The organism is Ancylobacter sp. G4_0304 (assembly GCF_047501495.1).
Classification (GTDB): Bacteria; Pseudomonadota; Alphaproteobacteria; order Rhizobiales; family Xanthobacteraceae; genus Ancylobacter.
Genome location: NZ_JAZDRM010000033.1, coordinates 16841 through 33219, shown reverse-complemented (window position 1 = coordinate 33219; position 16379 = coordinate 16841). Strand labels below are relative to the sequence as shown.

Below are 16379 nucleotides of genomic sequence, written 5' to 3'. Positions count from 1 at the left end.
CGAACGGGATACCGCCTTCGTCCCTTGAACGCCCTGCCAACCCGGAGTGCGCCCCTTGGCCGAGATCCTGCTCATCGTCAATGCCGGCAGCTCCAGCATCAAGTTCAAGCTCTACCGGGCGCTCGCGGACGATGTCGAAACCCTGCTCGGCGGGGCGCTGGACGGCATCGGTACCCGGCCGCGCCTGCGCGTGAAGGGCCATGACGGCGAGATCCTGGCCGACCAGAGTTTCGAGCCGGCCGCGATCGCCAGTTCCGCCGCCGCCCAGCACTGCATCGGCGACTGGCTCACCCCGCATTTCGCCGGGCATGAGGTGATCGGCGTCGGCCATCGCGTGGTTCATGGCGGCCCGGCCTATTCGCACCCCGTTCTGGTCGACGACGAGGTACTGCGCACGCTGGAGAGCTTCATCCCGCTGGCGCCGTTGCACCAGCTCACCAATCTCGACCCGATCCGCGTGGTGCGCGCGCGCCGGCCTGATCTACCCCAGGTCGCCTGCTTCGATACCGCGTTCCATCGCGGCCACCCCGAGCTCGCCGACCGCTTCGCCCTACCCCGCGCGCTTTTCGACGACGGGGTGCGGCGCTACGGCTTCCACGGGCTGTCCTATGAATATGTGTCCGGCGCGCTGCGCACATTGGCGCCGGAGGTGGCGGCCGGCCGGGTCGTCATCGCCCATCTGGGATCCGGCGCCTCTGCCTGCGGCCTCTCCGACGGGCGCAGCATGGAATCGACCATGGGCTTCACCGCGCTGGATGGCCTGCCCATGGGCACGCGCTGCGGCACGCTGGACGCCGGCGTGGTGCTTCACCTGATTGAGCAGAAGGGCATGAGCGCGGCTGAGGTCGGGCACATGCTCTATCATCAGAGTGGTCTGCTCGGCCTCTCCGGCATCAGCAACGACATGCGTGAGCTGATCGCCAGCGATAGGCAGGAAGCGCGCATGGCGGTGGATTTCTTCGTGCTGCGGGTCGCACAGGCGGTCGCCACCCTGTCGGTCACCCTTGGCGGGCTGGACGGGCTTGTGTTCACCGCCGGCATCGGCGAACACGCGCCCGAGGTGCGCGCCGGCGTCGCCGATCGTCTCGCACATCTGGGCGTGCGCCTCGATGGTGACGCCAATGCCGCCGGCAGCCTGCGGATCGACGGCGCGGAGAGCCGCCTGCCGGTGTTCGTGGTGCCGACCGACGAGGAAAGGATGATCGGCCTGCATACGCTGCGTCTGCTGCGCGGCAGCGCGTGACGCCCGCGCGCGCTCAGCGCACCGGACGATATCGCGGCGAAACCGCCTTGAATTCCTGTTCGACCTGCGCCTTCTGTTCGGGCGGCAAGGCCAGGATCATGGTGCGCCACTGCGTCGTGCCGCCAGGGACGGACAGCAGGAGGCTGGCCTCACGGAAGAAGCGCTGCTTGTCGCTATCTCTGGCACGGGGCCAGTAGGACATCAGGAAACGCGTGCGGGCGGCGATCGCGCCAACGTCGTAAGGCACGGCGATACCGGAAAGCTCCCACGCATCGAGCGCCAGGCTTCGCGTGCCCGGCTGGAGCAGCGAGAAGACGGCGAAGTCGACCCAGGTGACCCCACGCAGCGGATTGACCGCCAGCACCTCCGCCGCCTCGTTCAATACGGTGGCGGGCAGAGGCTTCAGCAGGGAGCGCCCGACGTCGAAATAGCTGATCCGCGCCGTGTCGCGCAGCCCCCAAGTCTGGCGCCAGGGGCTGAGCTGGTCACGTACCGCCACAACCTCCGACTGTTCGGGAAGAGTCGGATAGTCGGCCAGGAGGCGGGGGAAGGCGGACCGCGTTTCCATGCCGACCCATGCGAATTGCGCGCCCTTGAACCCCACCCAGCCGGCAACCGCGATCAGAAGGACCGAAACGACGGCGCGCCGCCCGGCCTCCCACGCTGTGCTGCCACCATTAGCCGACATAATACTTCTTGTAATAGGCCGACGAATAATAGGAATAGCGGCCATATTTCGGCGTGCGCCGCAGGTCGATCATGTTCAGCGCGACGCCGCAGATCTTGCGCTCGCCGGGAATACGCTCGATCGACTGCCGGATGAACTCGCGGGCGGTCGCGTTCCAGCGCACCACGAACAGCACCTTGTCAGCAACCGCGGCCAGCACCGCGGCGTCGATCACCGGCCCCACCGGCGGCGCGTCGAGCACCACGTAATCGAAACTCTGGCGAATCTGCTCGATGAGGTGATGCATGCGCGCCGAGCTCAAAAGGTCCGGCGGGTTCTGCGTCTTGGCGCCCGCGCCGAGGACATAAACCCCGGAAACCGGATCGCGATGCAGGATGCCGTCCGCCGACGCGGTCTGCGCCAACAGTTCGACCAGTCCCGGCTTCTCGGTGAGGCCGAATTGCTGCGAGATCGAGGGACGCCGAAGGTCGCAGTCGATCAGCACGACGCGCTTGCCGGAGCCGGCTGCGGAAACAGCCAGCGCGATGGCCAGCGAGGTCTTGCCCTCGCTCGGCGATGCAGAGGTGACCTGGACCACCTGCGGCGGGTTGTCGACATCCGACATCTGCACCCCGGCCCGCAGACTGCGGATCGACTCACTGAACCGCGAAAGCGGCTTTGTGGTGAGATACTGGATAATCGGGATCGTGTCCTTCGACTTCTCCACATCGGAGAAATTGACCCATTCCACCGAGGACAGAACCGGCAGGCCGGTTGATTCCTCAAGCTGGCGCGGGCTGCTGAAGCCGGCGTTCAGCATGTCGAGCAAGGCCGCGACGCCTATGCCAAGCGCAATGCCCATCACCACGCCGACCGCAAGGAAAATCACCTTGTTCGGGAAGGACGGCGTCGAGGTCGGCAGCGCCGGGGTGATAATGCGCGCGTCCTGAATGTCGACCTGCTGCTGCTCCGTCGTCACCTTGGACTGGCTCAGGAAGGTCTCGTACAGGGTGCGATTGGCCGCGGCATCGCGCTCCAGTTCGCGCAGTTTGACGGTCAGTGCGTTCTCCGTGCTGTTCTGACCGGACGCCTGCGCGACATTAGCCGCCATAGACTCGGCACGGGTTCGGGCGACGTCGTAATCGTTCTTCAGGTTGCTGACGACGCGGCTGATTTCAGCGGATATCTGCCGTTCGATCTCGCGACGCTCGGCGCGGACATTCACCACCATCGGGTGGCGCTCGCCATAACGGGTCACGAGATCAGCCTCACGCGCCGAAATCCCGGCAAGTTGCCCGCGCAGGCTCTGGATCACCGAACATCGCATCACATCGGGCAGCGCCGCGACGTTGCCACCCTCGTCCATCATCTGCTTGGCCTGCTCGTACTTGGCCTGCTTCTCCGCCGCCTCGGTCTCCACCTGCACCAGCGAAGCGCTGATTTCCGAAAGCTGCTGCTCGTTGAGCGTCTTGGCGCCGACGGAAACCAGATTGTGGTCGGCACGGAACTTCGAAACCGCTTCCTCCGACTGCCGCAGCGAGTCGCGCAGCCGCTGAAGCCGGTCGTTCAGCCAGTCCGAGGCCCGGCGCGCCGCCTCGTAGCGCGTTTCGAGCTGGTCGACGATGAACGCGTCCGCGATGGCATTGGCGAGACGCGCCGCGCGGTCGCGATCGGTGGAAGTGACCGAAATCTGCAGGATGTAGGAGAGCTCGACGCGGCTGACCAGAAGCGCGCCCCGCAGCTTGTTGATCGAGATTCGGACATCGGTCGGAATAGCCGAGGCCTCGTCCGGCGCGTCGGCAACGGGGGCCGGCGCCGAGCGGAACCAGCCCTTCACCATGCTGACCAGGCCGCCGGATTCGGTGCTCGTGGCGCCGAATTCCGGATCGTTGACGAGATTCTCCTTCTCGACCACGCGACGCAGCAGCGTCAGCGACCGGAGAATGGACACCTGATTCTCGATGGCTCCGCTGCTGGCTTCAATGCCGCCCAGTTCGCTCCCGAGCACGGAACGCGGCGACCGGTCGAGCAGGATTTCGGCGGTGCTGGTGTAAAGCGGCGTCAGCAGAAAGGCCGTGCCAAGAGCGATCGCCATCGACATAAAGGCAATGATCGCAATCAACATCCAACGCCGGAGCAGGAAGTCGACGATCTGGTGAAGATCAAAACTCTCACCATCCTCAGATACCGGCGACCGCGAAATCTGTCCGTGCATTTTTACCATTCCAGATAAACCATCCGCACCGGCCCGCGAGGTTGGCGCCACTTGGCAACACCTCGCCGATAGGCGACTTGCGCACACCGATTGGGATTATACTGACAAGCCCGTCGATTCATAGAGACGGTTTTGCCGACCAATGATATAAACAAATTTGTCCTTGAAGAATGACGCCTTATTTGTCCTCGTCGCGCGAAAGAGACGCAGGTTCAATTTGAATAATAGGCATTATGGTAGAGTAACACACGCAATATCAAGGTAAAGATATGGGTTTCAAAAGTAGCTCAACGAAACCGAATTGCCAAGCGCGACGTGCCTCATTCTGGGCGATGCTGCTTCTGGCCCCCGCCTTTATCGCACTGACGGGCTGCACCGGGGTTCCGAGTGCGAGTTCGGTCCCGACCGGCGATCAGAACACACAGACAGAATATCTGCTCGGCACTGGCGACCGGTTGCGGGTGACCGTCTTCAACGAACCCACGCTTTCCGGCGAATTCCAGGTCAACTCCTCCGGCATCGTTTCGATGCCGCTGATCGGCAACATCGAGGCACAGGGCAAATCCGCCCACGCGCTCGAACAGGCGATCGCGCAGAAGCTCTCGACCGGTTACATGCGCGACCCGCGTGTGAACGTCGAAGTCCTGCAATATCGTCCGTTCTACATCATCGGCGAAGTCTCGAAGCCGGGCGAGTACCCCTATCGCAACGGCATGAACATCATGAGCGCGGTCGCGGTGGCCGGCGGCTTCACCTATCGCGCCAATGACCAATCGGTCTTCATTCGGCGCGCCGGGCAGACGCAGGAAATGTCGTATCCCGCGACGACCACCACCATGGTCTTCCCCGGCGATATCGTCCGCATTGGCGAGCGCCTGTTCTGATTGATCTTCGAACCAGGCGGGAGGCCCGGCATCGCGCCGGCCTCCCGCGTCACCAGCGCTTCCGACAAACCAAGGTGAGCCGTTGAACTGGCACCTTGCCGGTCGTCAGGCGCTGGTATCGATCCGGCGGCTCCAGCTCTGCGCGAGCCCCGCCCCGACCAACGCCCAATAAAACACCGCGACGGCCTGGATCTGCACGCTGAAATCCACCAGCGCATGCAGCAGCACCGTGACGCTGGCCGCCAGCGCCACCAGGCAGACGGCCGGCCGCGCCTCGCGCTGACGCACATGGACCAGGATGGCGACGAGAATGCCGCTCACCAGCAGGAACATGGCCAGCGTCGCGGGCGCGCCGAGCTCGAACAGCAGCTCGGCATAGGTGTTGTGGGCCTTGTCCCAATGCGTGCTGATCCACTGCTCCGGCAGCTTGTAGACCGCATACATGTCGTCGAAGCTGCCATAGCCGAAGCCCAGCAAAGGCGCGTCCATCGCCGCGTCGAGCGTGCGTAGGATCACCGAGGAGCGCATCGCGTCATTCGAGGTGTCGGTAAGACGCCCGGTAAACTGTTCGCCGGAATAAACCATGGCCGCGATCAGCAACGCGAAGACCGGCAGCGCCAGCACCGCGATCATCCAGCGCCGGCGTGCATAAAGCAGCAACAGGCAGATCAGCGCGACCACACCGCAAAGCCCGGCCGTGACGCCGGCACGCGATGCGGTCAGGAACAGCGCGACCATAAGAACCGTCACGGCGACGACGAGTAGAGCGCCGCTGCGCAGGCTGATCTCGATAAAGGCGGCCGCGCGGAGCTGAAGAGGAAGGTCGCGACCCACGCCCGCGCGTCTGTGGACATCCACCAGCAATCCGATCGCCGCGATCACCCCGATACTTGCGAAGGTCGCGTAATTGTTTCGGTTGACGAAAGACGAGGTCAGCGATTCCAGATAATGCTGCTTCGCCATCCACAGTAGCCGGTCCGGGAACAGCAGGAACTGCGCGATGCCGAACGCGGCGTAGGCGACACTGATCGCCACCAGCGCGGTGAGAAACAGATCGGCCCGACGACTGTCGCGGCACAGCTGCAGCGCGAGGTAGAAGCTCGCGGCATTGGTCAGCAGCCGCACCAGCGTCCGAATTCCGGAATCCGGCGATACCGAGATGCTGCCGGCGACCTCCGGTCCACCGGGCACCCGGGACAGGACGCCGCGCGCCATCTCCCAGAACGGATTCTGCCAGGAAGCCGGCACGAAAGGCGCGATTTGTACCAGAATCCATAGCGCTATCAGCCCGAGCAGCGCCATCGCCCACCAGATGCGGCGCGGCGCCACCGGATGACGGGCGCCGCTGACCAGCAGGCCCGCCTCGAACAGGATGAGCAACACCGCGAACAGCACGGCATTGATTCCCCACGGGGTGAGATAATTGCTGCCGAACGGCAGCGGGACCCAGGCAAGACACAGCACGAGGCCGAGAAACAGCACGTCATTATAGAATTCGTGCCAGGTCTTGCGGACCAAAAAGCCGGAAGGGCGGGCTGGCAAGGCCTGCCGGGGTGCCGCTGGGCGGGCGCGCGGCGGCGCGGCAGCCGGGCTCATACCTGCAGGATCCGCACCTGGTCCGCCTCGAGCACGACGCAGGACAGGCGATGGGTCAGATAGGCGCCGGTATCGACATTGATCCGGTTCGGCAGGATTTCCGGCTCCATGACCGGGGTGTGACCGTGCACGACGCGCTTGCCGTGATCCAGGGCCGACTCGGTGAAGTCCTCGCGAATCCACAGAAGGTCGCTGAGCACCTGCCGTTCCAGCGGGACGCCGGGCCGGATGCCGGCATGGCAGAAGAAATAATCGCCGATCTGAACGGAGCCGGACAGAGCGCGGAGAAACGCGATATGCGCGGGAGGAATCGCGGTGAGAACGGCGTCGCGCAGAGCATCCGGCTGAGCGCGGCCGGCAAATTCGCGCGATGAAAGACCATAGGAGAACAGCGTTTCGGCGCCGCCATGACCAAGCCACATCGGCCAATCCAGCTCGCCATCGAGCGCCGCCAGCAGCATGGCCTCGTGATTGCCCATCAGACAGGTCCAGCCGCGCCGCTCGCCACCGAGCAGACACTCGATCACCGATCGGCTGTCCGCACCGCGGTCGATATAATCGCCGAGAAACACGATCTGCGTTTCACCCGCGCTTGCGGAGGCGTCACGGGCGATCGTGTCGAGCATGGCGCTCAACAGATCGAAACGACCGTGAATGTCGCCGATCGCGTAGACGCGCTTTCCGTCGGGAATAAGGGCCGGCTTGCGCTTAGGAGCCGCCGCACGGGAACGGAAAAGAAACATACCCAACCTGACTCGCGAGCCACCATCCTTGGTCACCGTCGCGTCACTCTAGCATGATCGCGGCGGCGCAACAAAAAACGCTCTCCGCCGGAGACGGAGAGCGTTTCAAAAGACCAGTCGAAACCACTCAGTAGGTGAGGGTCAGCGTACCGAGGACGACGTTACGCGTGTAGCTTTCGGCGCCATTGATACCGTTGAAGTTGGTGTCGAAGTCCGTGTAGCTGTAGTTCAGCTTCATCTCGACGAAGCGATTCATCACGTACTTGACCTCGGCGCCGTAGACATACGTGTCATCGTCACGCGGGAAGTCTTCGTAATTCTGGTTCTCGTAGTCGAACCAACCCGACAGGATGATGTTGCGACGCAGCTCGTAATCCGCACGGATGCCGAAGGTCGAGCTGAGCACCGCCGAACCATCATAGGTCAGGTAGCTATAGTTCGAGGTCAGGACTTCCTGGGCGCCGGTGAAGGTCAACGTCAGGAGCGGCGAAACGAACCAGGACAGGTCGAGGCCGTAACTGACGTTCGGCACATTATCGAAGTCACCGCTATCCGACGTCCACTCGCCGTAGCCGATATAGGCCTCACCGCGCATCAGGCGGGACGGCTCGAACACGACGCCGCCAACCACGTTCCACTGGCTCGCGTTATACGCCGAGCTTTCCATGTCGTACCAGCTGTTGCTACCGCCGACGAACAGGCTGGTCAGCGGGCTGATATCGTAACCGACGCGACCGGACACCGTGTAGGTCTGACCATCGCGATAGGACTGGTTGCTCGGAACGCCGTCCACGAAATTGTCGAAGTCGCGGTCACGGAACTTGAAGTCCGCCGTGACCCACATACGGTTGAAATCCTTGCGGAGACCGACACCCGCCACCGTCTGATCGTAGCCGAGGGGCTCCTGGAGACCGGTATCCGTCTCGTCATCACCCGGCAGTTCGTTCAGGTGCGACCAGCGCAGGAAGCTGGTGACGTAAAAATCATCCGTCACATCGACACGACCGCGAGCACCGAACGAATAGTTCTGATAGTCGGCATCGCTGTACTTCGCGTAGCTGCCGCTCTCGAAGTAGGTGTCCAGGAGCAGCATATGCCGCGTCCAGTCGGAACGAAGCAGAAGCGAGGGCCGAACAACGAACAGCCAGTCCGCCTTCTCGTTGCTGTTGGTCGCCGTGATGTTGGTGTCGTAACCCGTCGACAGACCCAACGCCGGAAGCAAGGTGAAGGAGCCCACCTGGACACCGTCCGGCTTGTAGGCCATCCGCTCGCTGACCGGAGCGAGCGAGGGATCAACCTCGACCGCCTTGCGAATCGTCGGCGCATAGTCTGCCGCCGTCGCCACACTGGCGAGAGGCACCATCGACAAACTCGATACTACCCCAACTACCGCAAACTTTTTCATCTATGCCCCCAGAAACCCGATACCGCCCCAAACGAAACAGACAGCAAACCCGATGCACTCAAATATTCACGGCAGCGCCACGCCGCCCGCATTCTCACCCGTGATCGTAAAAGTCACCGGCGCACCAGGATCAAACCCGCCAACGATAATTACCGGGGTCGACGGACTGGGAATACCAACTCGCGACAAGGGATTGCTCTGCGTAACGGTCGTACCGTCCGGCGGAGCGCCATCCTCTTCATCGTCCGTCTGCTTCTTGGACAGCTTGGGCAAACGCTTCGACGCATTGGATGCGATGGCCCTGAAATCATCGAGAGCCGAGTAGTCGCCCTCCATGGTTTCGACCTCGTCACGAAACGCCTGGAACGCCGCAAGATTGAAGCCCGCGCCGCCCGTCTGGGTCCAACCGTCAACGACAGCCTTAACACCCGTCAGGATCGGCTCCTTGAGGTTGGCAAAGCCCACCCCCTGAAGCGCCGGAACCGTGCCGCTCGCCGCCTGAACCAGAGCATTGGTGATGAACCCGACCGCTGCAGGGCTGCCCTGAAAGTGCGTCATCAGAAAACCCACCACGGCGGAAACAACGGCGCCATTCGCGGTGACCGCACCGTTGCCGGTTGCCTGATTGATGAGACTTACAAGAAGCTCCAACGCCGCGCTGGCACTCGCAGGAGGCGTCGAGAGCTGCGCCGCCGTCAGCGCCTGAGCGCGAGCCGCACCCGAGTTCACCGACACCGCGTCAAGCGCACCGAACGACACCATAAGTGCCAACGCAGAAACGGTAACCCGCCCGAACTTGCCCATCATATCCGCCCCGCCCTTCCTTAGGTCACACCCAAGATACCCCGCACTCACCATTTCGCTAGTGCAAAAAAGACACACAGGTCAACAACTGCGCACCATATACGCTCCCCTCACCGGACTAAATTACCGCAAGACTAGCTGAATACCGCACGACGGGCATGTTCGGAAATAATTTCGATTCTTACCGCATTTTTTGCGATGAGTTATTCTAAGAATTTCTGAACAACTCCTGAGAGGCGCGACAAAAACAAATTATGAAATCGCTAAAATTACAGAATATCCTCAACTAAATCAGAGACTTTTTACCTATTCTCACGTGAGATTTCTGGTTATTTACGGAAGGTGTCACTGTGAACCAAGAAGATGAAGGGCGCGTGCAGCGGCATTGAAGTCTTTGCGACGCCGTTCGCGGCGAAGTTCGGCTTCCAGGTCTTTACCCCACAGATCTTCCTGAAATTCCTCATCGATATGTGCCGCGCGCCACGCCTCATCAGGCGTTATAGCGCCTCGAAAAACCGCAAGACTCAGCACGGCGGAACCGCTCAACGTCGTCATCAGGTTAAGCGCGGCGAGCCTCAAAGGGTCGTCGGGCAAACTGGCGGCGAAGGAATCGATCGTTCGCCACGGTTGTTCGACAAAGAGAACCCCCTCGCTCAGCACGAATCGACCGCCAAGCTCGGCCTCTGCCCATCTCAGCACCGGATCCCAGATATCGCACTGCAACATGACGAGCTTCTGCGGGCCGTCGGCGCGGTAACACAGCAGGTCGCTGCCGGCGTAGCGGACAATCTCGGCGGCGACCTCCGCCTGATTCACCGCCACGCCGTCGATCGCCGAGTTTACGAGCCGGGTGAGCGGCATGGTGATCGGGTCGATATGCTCCCCCTGCCCCCGCCATTCCTCCGCCAGCGCCTCGGCGAAGGCGAGGCCGGGCACGCGGAGCGGCGCCCGTCCGGGCGTCTTCACGGGTCGCCCGTCCAGAGCGACGCCGAACCCACCCTCGACCGGCATCACGCTCGCGTCGGCATAGAACCGCTTGGGCAAGGCCGGCCGGGTACGAAAGGCGGCGGGATCGATGCCCTGCCGCGGAGGTGTCTCGTCGGTCATCGGCCGGCCTCCCATAGGGCATCCATAGCCGGCAGCAAGTCGTCCGGGTGTTCCACCAGCCGCTCGGCGCCGGACTGCATCAGCAGGTCCCGCGCATGATAGCCCCAGCTCACGCCGAGAGCGCGTGCACCGGCGGCGCGCGCCATGGTCATGTCGTAACTCGTGTCACCGATTAGCACCGTGTCCGCCCCCTCGACGTCCACGGCTTCCATGGCCTGGAGCACCATGGCCGGGTGCGGCTTGGAAGGAGCGTCATCCGCGGTCTGGATGGTGAGGAAGCGCCCCTCCAGCCCGTGATGGCGCAGCACGGCGGCAACGCCGCGCTGGGATTTGCCGGTGGCGATGCCGAGAACCACGTCCTTGCGCGCGGTCAAAAGGTCGAGCGCGGCGCGCACGCCGGGAAACAGCGGTTCGAAGAACTCGGATTCGGCGCGCAGTTCGTGGAACGCGCCGCGATACAGCTCGGCCATAGCCTCGGCGGGAAAGGTCGGGTCGTCGTCACCGAGGCGGCGCATCGCCTCGACCAGGGAAAGGCCGACGATGGAGAGGATCGCCGGGCGCGGCGGTACGGGCCGGCCCGCGCGGTCAAAGGCGCGGGTCATCGCGGTGACGATGACGTCCTGGCTGTCCACCAGCGTTCCATCGCAATCGAACAGGGCAAGTTTCAAGGCGGGGCCTTTCGGCAGGTGCGGTATGTCGCGGCCAGATGGTGGGCGGTGACGGGCTCGAACCGCCGACCCTCTCGGTGTAAACGAGATGCTCTACCAACTGAGCTAACCGCCCTTCAGACCCCGCAGGCCGGCGCTGCCGGTGCGAGGCCAGCGCCTTAAAGCATCGCCGCGCGCGGGCGGCAAGCCCGCAGCGGCCCACGCGCCGTCCGCCATGCCGGAAGACCATGCCTCCCGGAACGAGAACGCCGGCCCTGGTGCCCGCACTGGGGCGCCCTGCCGGCGCTGTCTGTCGGTGCCACGCGGCGCCCGCCACCTGCCTGGTCAACAGCCCAAGCATGGCGCGGGCGCCTGCGCGACGACGAGGCCCGGAGTCGATCCGGGCCGTGTCCTCAGCCGTTGACGACTTCCTTCAGGCCCTTGCCGGGCGTGAACTTCGGAGCCTTCGACGCTTCGATCTTCACCGGGTTGCCGGTGCGCGGGTTGCGGCCTTCACGCGCCGCGCGGGTCACGACCGAGAAGCTGCCGAAGCCGATGAGCTTCACCTCTTCGCCGGCCTTCAGCGAGGCGGCGATGGCATCGAAGGTGGCGTCGACCGCGGCCGCAGCGGCAGCCTTCGTCAGCTTGGCCTGCTCGGCCACGGCGGCGACGAGTTCGTTCTTCGTGGTCATATGACCGATCCTTCCCTTGATTGCACAAGAATCGTCGGTGGGTTGCACCAACGACGGGCGAGACACTTTCTCCAAATTGCGGCATTTGCAAGCGCCCACCCGTCGAAAACCCGCATAATTAAACGGTTTCAGGGTAATTGGTCGTATTTAAATACCATGACGACGTCGCAGCGCGGGCGCCTGCAAATTAGGCTGCGCCCTTTGGGTCATCCGGCCGAAGCCGGGGATCCGCATCCACCGCCCAAAAGGAAAACGGCGGCACCCCTGCGGGTACCGCCGTTTCCGTCATTCAAGGCACGCGGAAAGCTCAGTGCGCCGCGACGCCGGTGCCTTCGTCGATGGCGATCACCGGCTCCACCGGGGGCGCCACGTCCACCGGCTTTTCTTCCCAGGTGATCGGATCGGGCTGACGCACCAGCGCGTGGCGGAGCACTTCGTCCATCCGCGACACCGGCACGATTTCCAGCGCGTTCTTCACGTTGTTCGGGATCTCGGCGAGATCCTTCGCATTCTCCTCCGGGATCAGCACCTTCTTGATCCCGGCGCGCAGGGCGGCCAGCAGCTTCTCCTTGAGGCCGCCGATCGGCAGCACCCGGCCACGGAGCGTGACCTCGCCAGTCATGGCGACGTCACGGCGGATCGGGATGCCGGTCAGCACCGAGGTCAGCACGGTCGCCATGGCGGTGCCGGCGGACGGGCCATCCTTCGGCGTCGCGCCTTCGGGCACATGGACGTGGATGTCCCGGCGCTCGAACAGCGGCGGCTCGATGCCGAAATCGACGGCGCGCGAGCGGACATAGGACGCTGCCGCGGAAATCGATTCCTTCATCACGTCGCGCAGGTTGCCCGTGACCGTCATCTTGCCCTTGCCGGGCATCATGACGCCTTCGATGGTGAGGATTTCACCACCGACCTCGGTCCAGGCCAGCCCGGTGACGACACCGACCTGATCTTCCGTCTCGGCCTCGCCATAGCGGAACTTCGGCGCGCCGAGATATTCCTCGAGCTGGGCCTCGTCCACGCGGATCGACTTCTTCTTGGTGAGCGTCAGGTCCTTCACCGCCTTGCGGGCGAGGTTGGACACTTCGCGCTCCAGGTTGCGCACGCCCGCTTCCCGCGTATAGCGGCGGATCAGCGTCAGCAGCGCGTCGTCGTCGATCGACCATTCCTTGGGCTGCAGGCCATGCTTGGCCAGTGCCTGCGGGATCAGGTGCTTCTTGGCGATCTCGGCCTTCTCGTCCTCCGTGTAGCCGGCAATACGGATCACTTCCATGCGGTCCAGAAGGGCCGGCGGAATGTTCAGCGTATTGGCCGTCGTCACGAACATCACGTTCGAGAGGTCATAGTCGACCTCCAGATAGTGATCGGCGAAGGTGTGGTTCTGCTCGGGATCGAGCACTTCCAGCAGGGCCGAGGACGGGTCGCCGCGGAAGTCCGCGCCCATCTTGTCGATCTCGTCGAGCAGGAAGAGCGGGTTGGACTTCTTGGCCTTGCGCATCGACTGGATGATCTTGCCGGGCATGGAGCCGATATAGGTCCGGCGATGCCCGCGGATTTCCGCTTCGTCACGCACGCCGCCGAGAGCGACACGCACATACTCACGGCCGGTCGCCTTGGCGATCGACTTGGCGAGCGAGGTCTTGCCGACGCCGGGCGGGCCGACGAGGCACAGGATCGGTCCGGTCAGCTTGTTCTGCCGGCTCTGCACCGCGAGATACTCGACGATGCGCTCCTTCACCTTGTCGAGGCCGTAATGCTCGGCATCGAGCACGCCCTGCGCGAAGGGAAGGTCCTTCTTCACCTTCGAGCGGTTGCCCCACGGGATCGAGAGCAGCCAGTCGAGATAGTTGCGCACGACCGTCGCCTCGGCGGACATCGGGGACATCTGCCGCAGCTTCTTGAGCTCGTGCGTGGCCTTCTCGCGAGCTTCCTTCGACAGCTTGACCGTCTTGATGCGCTCTTCCAGTTCGGCGAGCTCGTCGCGGCCGTCTTCGCCGTCGCCGAGTTCCTTCTGGATCGCCTTCATCTGCTCGTTGAGATAGTACTCGCGCTGCGTCTTCTCCATCTGGCGCTTGACGCGCGTGCGGATGCGCTTCTCGACCTGAAGAACGGAAATCTCGTTCTCCATCAGCGAGAGCACCTTCTCCAGGCGCGCCGTGACCTTCAGGATTTCCAGCACCGCCTGCTTCTCGGGGATCTTCACCGCGAGATGGGAGGCGACGGTGTCGGCCAGCTTCGAGTGGTCCTCGATCTGGGTCACGACGCCCACGACTTCCGGCGACACCTTCTTGTTAAGCTTCACGTAGCTCTCGAATTCCGACAGCACGGAGCGGCCGAGCGCCTCGGCTTCCACCTTGGAGCCGATCTCCTCCTCCAGCGCGACAGCCTCGGCCTCGTAGAGGTCGCTGCGGTCGGTGTAGTGCTCCACCTTGGCGCGCGAGATGCCTTCGACCAGCACCTTCACGGTGCCGTCGGGCAGCTTGAGCAGCTGGAGCACGGAAGCGAGCGTGCCGATCTTGTAGATGGTGTCGGTCGAGGGATCGTCGTCCGAGGCATTCTCCTGCGTGGCCAGCAGGATGAACGTGTCGTTCCGCATGACTTCTTCAAGCGCGCGAATGGACTTCTCGCGGCCGACGAAGAGCGGCACGATCATATGCGGAAAGACAACGATATCGCGCAGCGGCAGAACCGGGAAAGTCTGGGGAACGCCGGGCGTGAGCGCGGTGCGAGGCTTGGGGCTCGTCATGGCTCTTTCCTTTCTGTTGTCGGCCGGCCGTCACCCTTGCGCGCAAGACGCGCGGGGATGATGGACCGTGCCGCAATGCGGCCGGAACGCGATCGAGGATCTCTGTGCGGAGGCGGGAGTAGCCGCGGTGGGCACTTTGATGCGGTCGAGGACCGGTGGTTGGATCTCAGATGGAGAGTGCCACCGGCCAATTCAAGGGACCGGCATCCGGGGGAGCCGGGGAAGGTGTCGGCCGGGCATGGCAGCCCGGCCGTATCGTTGCGCGGCGCCGGTTCAAGCACTCGCGCCCGCATCGCCGGCCGCGCGGTCCGCATAGATGTAGAGCGGACGCGCATTCTGCTCGACGACCTCCTTGCTGATGACAACCTCCTCGACCCCTTCCAGGCCGGGCAGGTCGAACATCGTGTCGAGGAGAATGCCTTCCATGATGGAGCGCAGGCCGCGGGCGCCGGTCTTGCGCTCGATCGCCTTGCGGGCGATGGCGCCCAGCGCTTCCTCGTGGATCGACAGTTCGACATTCTCCATCTCGAACAGGCGCTGATACTGCTTCACCAGCGCGTTCTTCGGCTCGGAGAGGATCTGCTTCAGCGCCACCTCATCGAGGTCGCCAAGCGTCGCGATCACCGGCAGGCGGCCGATGAACTCGGGGATCAGTCCGTACTTCAGCAGGTCCTCGGGCTCCACCTCGCGGAACACCTCGCCGGGGCGACGGTCTTCCGGCGGCGCCACCTTCGCCCCGAAGCCGATGGACGTGCCGCCCATGCTGCGCGAGGAGATGATCTTGTCCAGCCCGGCGAAGGCGCCGCCGCAGATGAACAGGATGTTGGTGGTGTCGACCTGGAGGAACTCCTGCTGGGGATGCTTGCGCCCGCCCTGCGGCGGCACGGAGGCGACGGTGCCTTCCATGATCTTCAGCAGCGCCTGCTGCACGCCCTCGCCCGACACGTCGCGGGTGATGGACGGGTTGTCGGACTTGCGGCTGATCTTGTCGATCTCGTCGATATAGACGATGCCGCGCTGCGCGCGCTCGACATTGTAGTCGGCCGCCTGCAGCAGCTTGAGGATGATGTTCTCGACATCCTCGCCGACATAGCCCGCCTCGGTCAGCGTGGTCGCGTCCGCCATGGTGAAGGGCACGTCGAGGATGCGGGCCAGCGTCTGCGCGAGCAGCGTCTTGCCCGAGCCGGTCGGCCCGATCAGCATGATGTTGGACTTGGCGAGTTCGACATCGCCGTTCTTGGTCGCGTGGTTCAGGCGCTTGTAGTGGTTGTGCACCGCCACCGACAGCACGCGCTTGGCATGGAACTGGCCGATCACATAGTCGTCCAGCACCTTGCAGATTTCCTTCGGGGTGGGAATCCCGTCGCGGGACTTCACCAGCGAGGACTTGTTCTCTTCGCGGATGATGTCCATGCACAGCTCGACGCATTCATCGCAGATGAACACGGTGGGTCCGGCAATAAGTTTGCGGACCTCGTGCTGGCTCTTGCCGCAGAACGAGCAATAAAGGGTATTCTTGCTGTCGCCGCCGCCAACCTTGCTCATGCGTCTCTCCGTCCGCTCGGCGGGCCAGGGAAACTGGACCCGCCTCAGTCTCGCAGGCCGCCGCGGGCCTCCAAGTGGGGAGAAA

The 16379-nt window shown here is 63.7% G+C and carries 14 protein-coding genes and 1 tRNA gene; 3 read left to right on the top strand and 12 right to left on the bottom strand.

Annotated elements, in window-relative coordinates; translation table 11 throughout:
• The first annotated feature begins 55 nt into the window (after nt 1–55).
• The gene (locus tag VRZ77_RS17270; RefSeq protein WP_414593842.1) at nt 56–1243 is read left to right on the top strand and encodes an acetate/propionate family kinase; all 1188 of its coding nucleotides are present in this window, start codon (nt 56–58) and stop codon (nt 1241–1243) included.
• A gap of 13 nt (nt 1244–1256) precedes the next feature.
• Here VRZ77_RS17270 and VRZ77_RS17265 read toward each other — a convergent pair whose 3' ends face one another.
• Together VRZ77_RS17265 and VRZ77_RS17260 are read right to left on the bottom strand one after the other, a co-directional pair.
• Nucleotides 1257–1931 carry a hypothetical protein gene (locus VRZ77_RS17265; protein WP_414593841.1) on the bottom strand — a complete coding sequence of 225 codons (675 nt, stop codon included), beginning with the start codon at nt 1929–1931 and terminating at the stop codon, nt 1257–1259.
• Nucleotides 1921–4125 (bottom strand): GumC family protein, encoded by a 2205-nt coding sequence (locus VRZ77_RS17260; RefSeq protein ID WP_414593840.1) that lies wholly within the window; start codon nt 4123–4125, stop codon nt 1921–1923. The genes VRZ77_RS17265 and VRZ77_RS17260 overlap by 11 nt, the downstream gene beginning before the upstream one ends.
• A 269-nt stretch (nt 4126–4394) precedes the next feature.
• On the opposite strand from VRZ77_RS17260, the gene VRZ77_RS17255 reads away from it, so the two are divergent.
• Nucleotides 4395–5009, top strand: a complete 615-nt coding sequence (locus tag VRZ77_RS17255; protein ID WP_414593839.1) for a polysaccharide biosynthesis/export family protein — start codon at nt 4395–4397, stop codon at nt 5007–5009.
• A 105-nt stretch (nt 5010–5114) separates the two neighbouring features.
• Here VRZ77_RS17255 and VRZ77_RS17250 read toward each other — a convergent pair whose 3' ends face one another.
• The 9 genes from VRZ77_RS17250 to lon form a co-directional block, all read right to left on the bottom strand.
• Nucleotides 5115–6605, bottom strand: coding sequence for an O-antigen ligase family protein (locus tag VRZ77_RS17250; protein ID WP_414593838.1), 1491 nt, complete (start codon nt 6603–6605; stop codon nt 5115–5117).
• Nucleotides 6602–7384, bottom strand: a complete 783-nt coding sequence (locus VRZ77_RS17245) for a metallophosphoesterase family protein (protein ID WP_414593837.1) — start codon at nt 7382–7384, stop codon at nt 6602–6604. The genes VRZ77_RS17250 and VRZ77_RS17245 overlap by 4 nt, the downstream gene beginning before the upstream one ends.
• Nucleotides 7385–7475: 91 nt before the next feature.
• A complete protein-coding gene (locus tag VRZ77_RS17240) occupies nt 7476–8711 on the bottom strand; it encodes an outer membrane beta-barrel protein (protein WP_414593836.1) in 1236 nt (411 codons plus the stop codon).
• Nucleotides 8712–8819: 108 nt separating this feature from the next.
• Nucleotides 8820–9560, bottom strand: coding sequence for a hypothetical protein (locus VRZ77_RS17235; protein ID WP_414593835.1), 741 nt, complete (start codon nt 9558–9560; stop codon nt 8820–8822).
• A gap of 342 nt (nt 9561–9902) precedes the next feature.
• Nucleotides 9903–10664 (bottom strand): ATP12 family chaperone protein, encoded by a 762-nt coding sequence (locus VRZ77_RS17230; protein ID WP_414593834.1) that lies wholly within the window; start codon nt 10662–10664, stop codon nt 9903–9905.
• A complete protein-coding gene (locus tag VRZ77_RS17225; protein ID WP_414593833.1) occupies nt 10661–11332 on the bottom strand; it encodes an HAD-IA family hydrolase in 672 nt (223 codons plus the stop codon). Before VRZ77_RS17225 ends, VRZ77_RS17230 begins: the two co-directional genes overlap by 4 nt.
• Before the next feature lie 39 nt (nt 11333–11371).
• Nucleotides 11372–11447, bottom strand: a tRNA-Val gene (locus VRZ77_RS17220).
• Between the two features lie 277 nt (nt 11448–11724).
• Entirely contained in the window at nt 11725–12003 is a 279-nt protein-coding gene (locus VRZ77_RS17215; protein ID WP_241616001.1) for an HU family DNA-binding protein, read from the bottom strand.
• A 307-nt stretch (nt 12004–12310) separates the two neighbouring features.
• Nucleotides 12311–14674 carry an endopeptidase La gene (gene lon, locus VRZ77_RS17210; protein ID WP_414593862.1) on the bottom strand — a complete coding sequence of 788 codons (2364 nt, stop codon included), beginning with the start codon at nt 14672–14674 and terminating at the stop codon, nt 12311–12313.
• Here lon and VRZ77_RS17205 point away from each other — a divergent pair.
• Complete coding sequence (locus VRZ77_RS17205; RefSeq protein ID WP_414593861.1) at nt 14580–14810, top strand: hypothetical protein; 231 nt, start codon at nt 14580–14582, stop codon at nt 14808–14810. The genes lon and VRZ77_RS17205 overlap by 95 nt on opposite strands.
• A 212-nt stretch (nt 14811–15022) precedes the next feature.
• Here VRZ77_RS17205 and clpX read toward each other — a convergent pair whose 3' ends face one another.
• Entirely contained in the window at nt 15023–16294 is a 1272-nt protein-coding gene (clpX, locus tag VRZ77_RS17200; RefSeq protein ID WP_414593832.1) for an ATP-dependent Clp protease ATP-binding subunit ClpX, read from the bottom strand.
• Nucleotides 16295–16379: the final 85 nt, after the last annotated feature.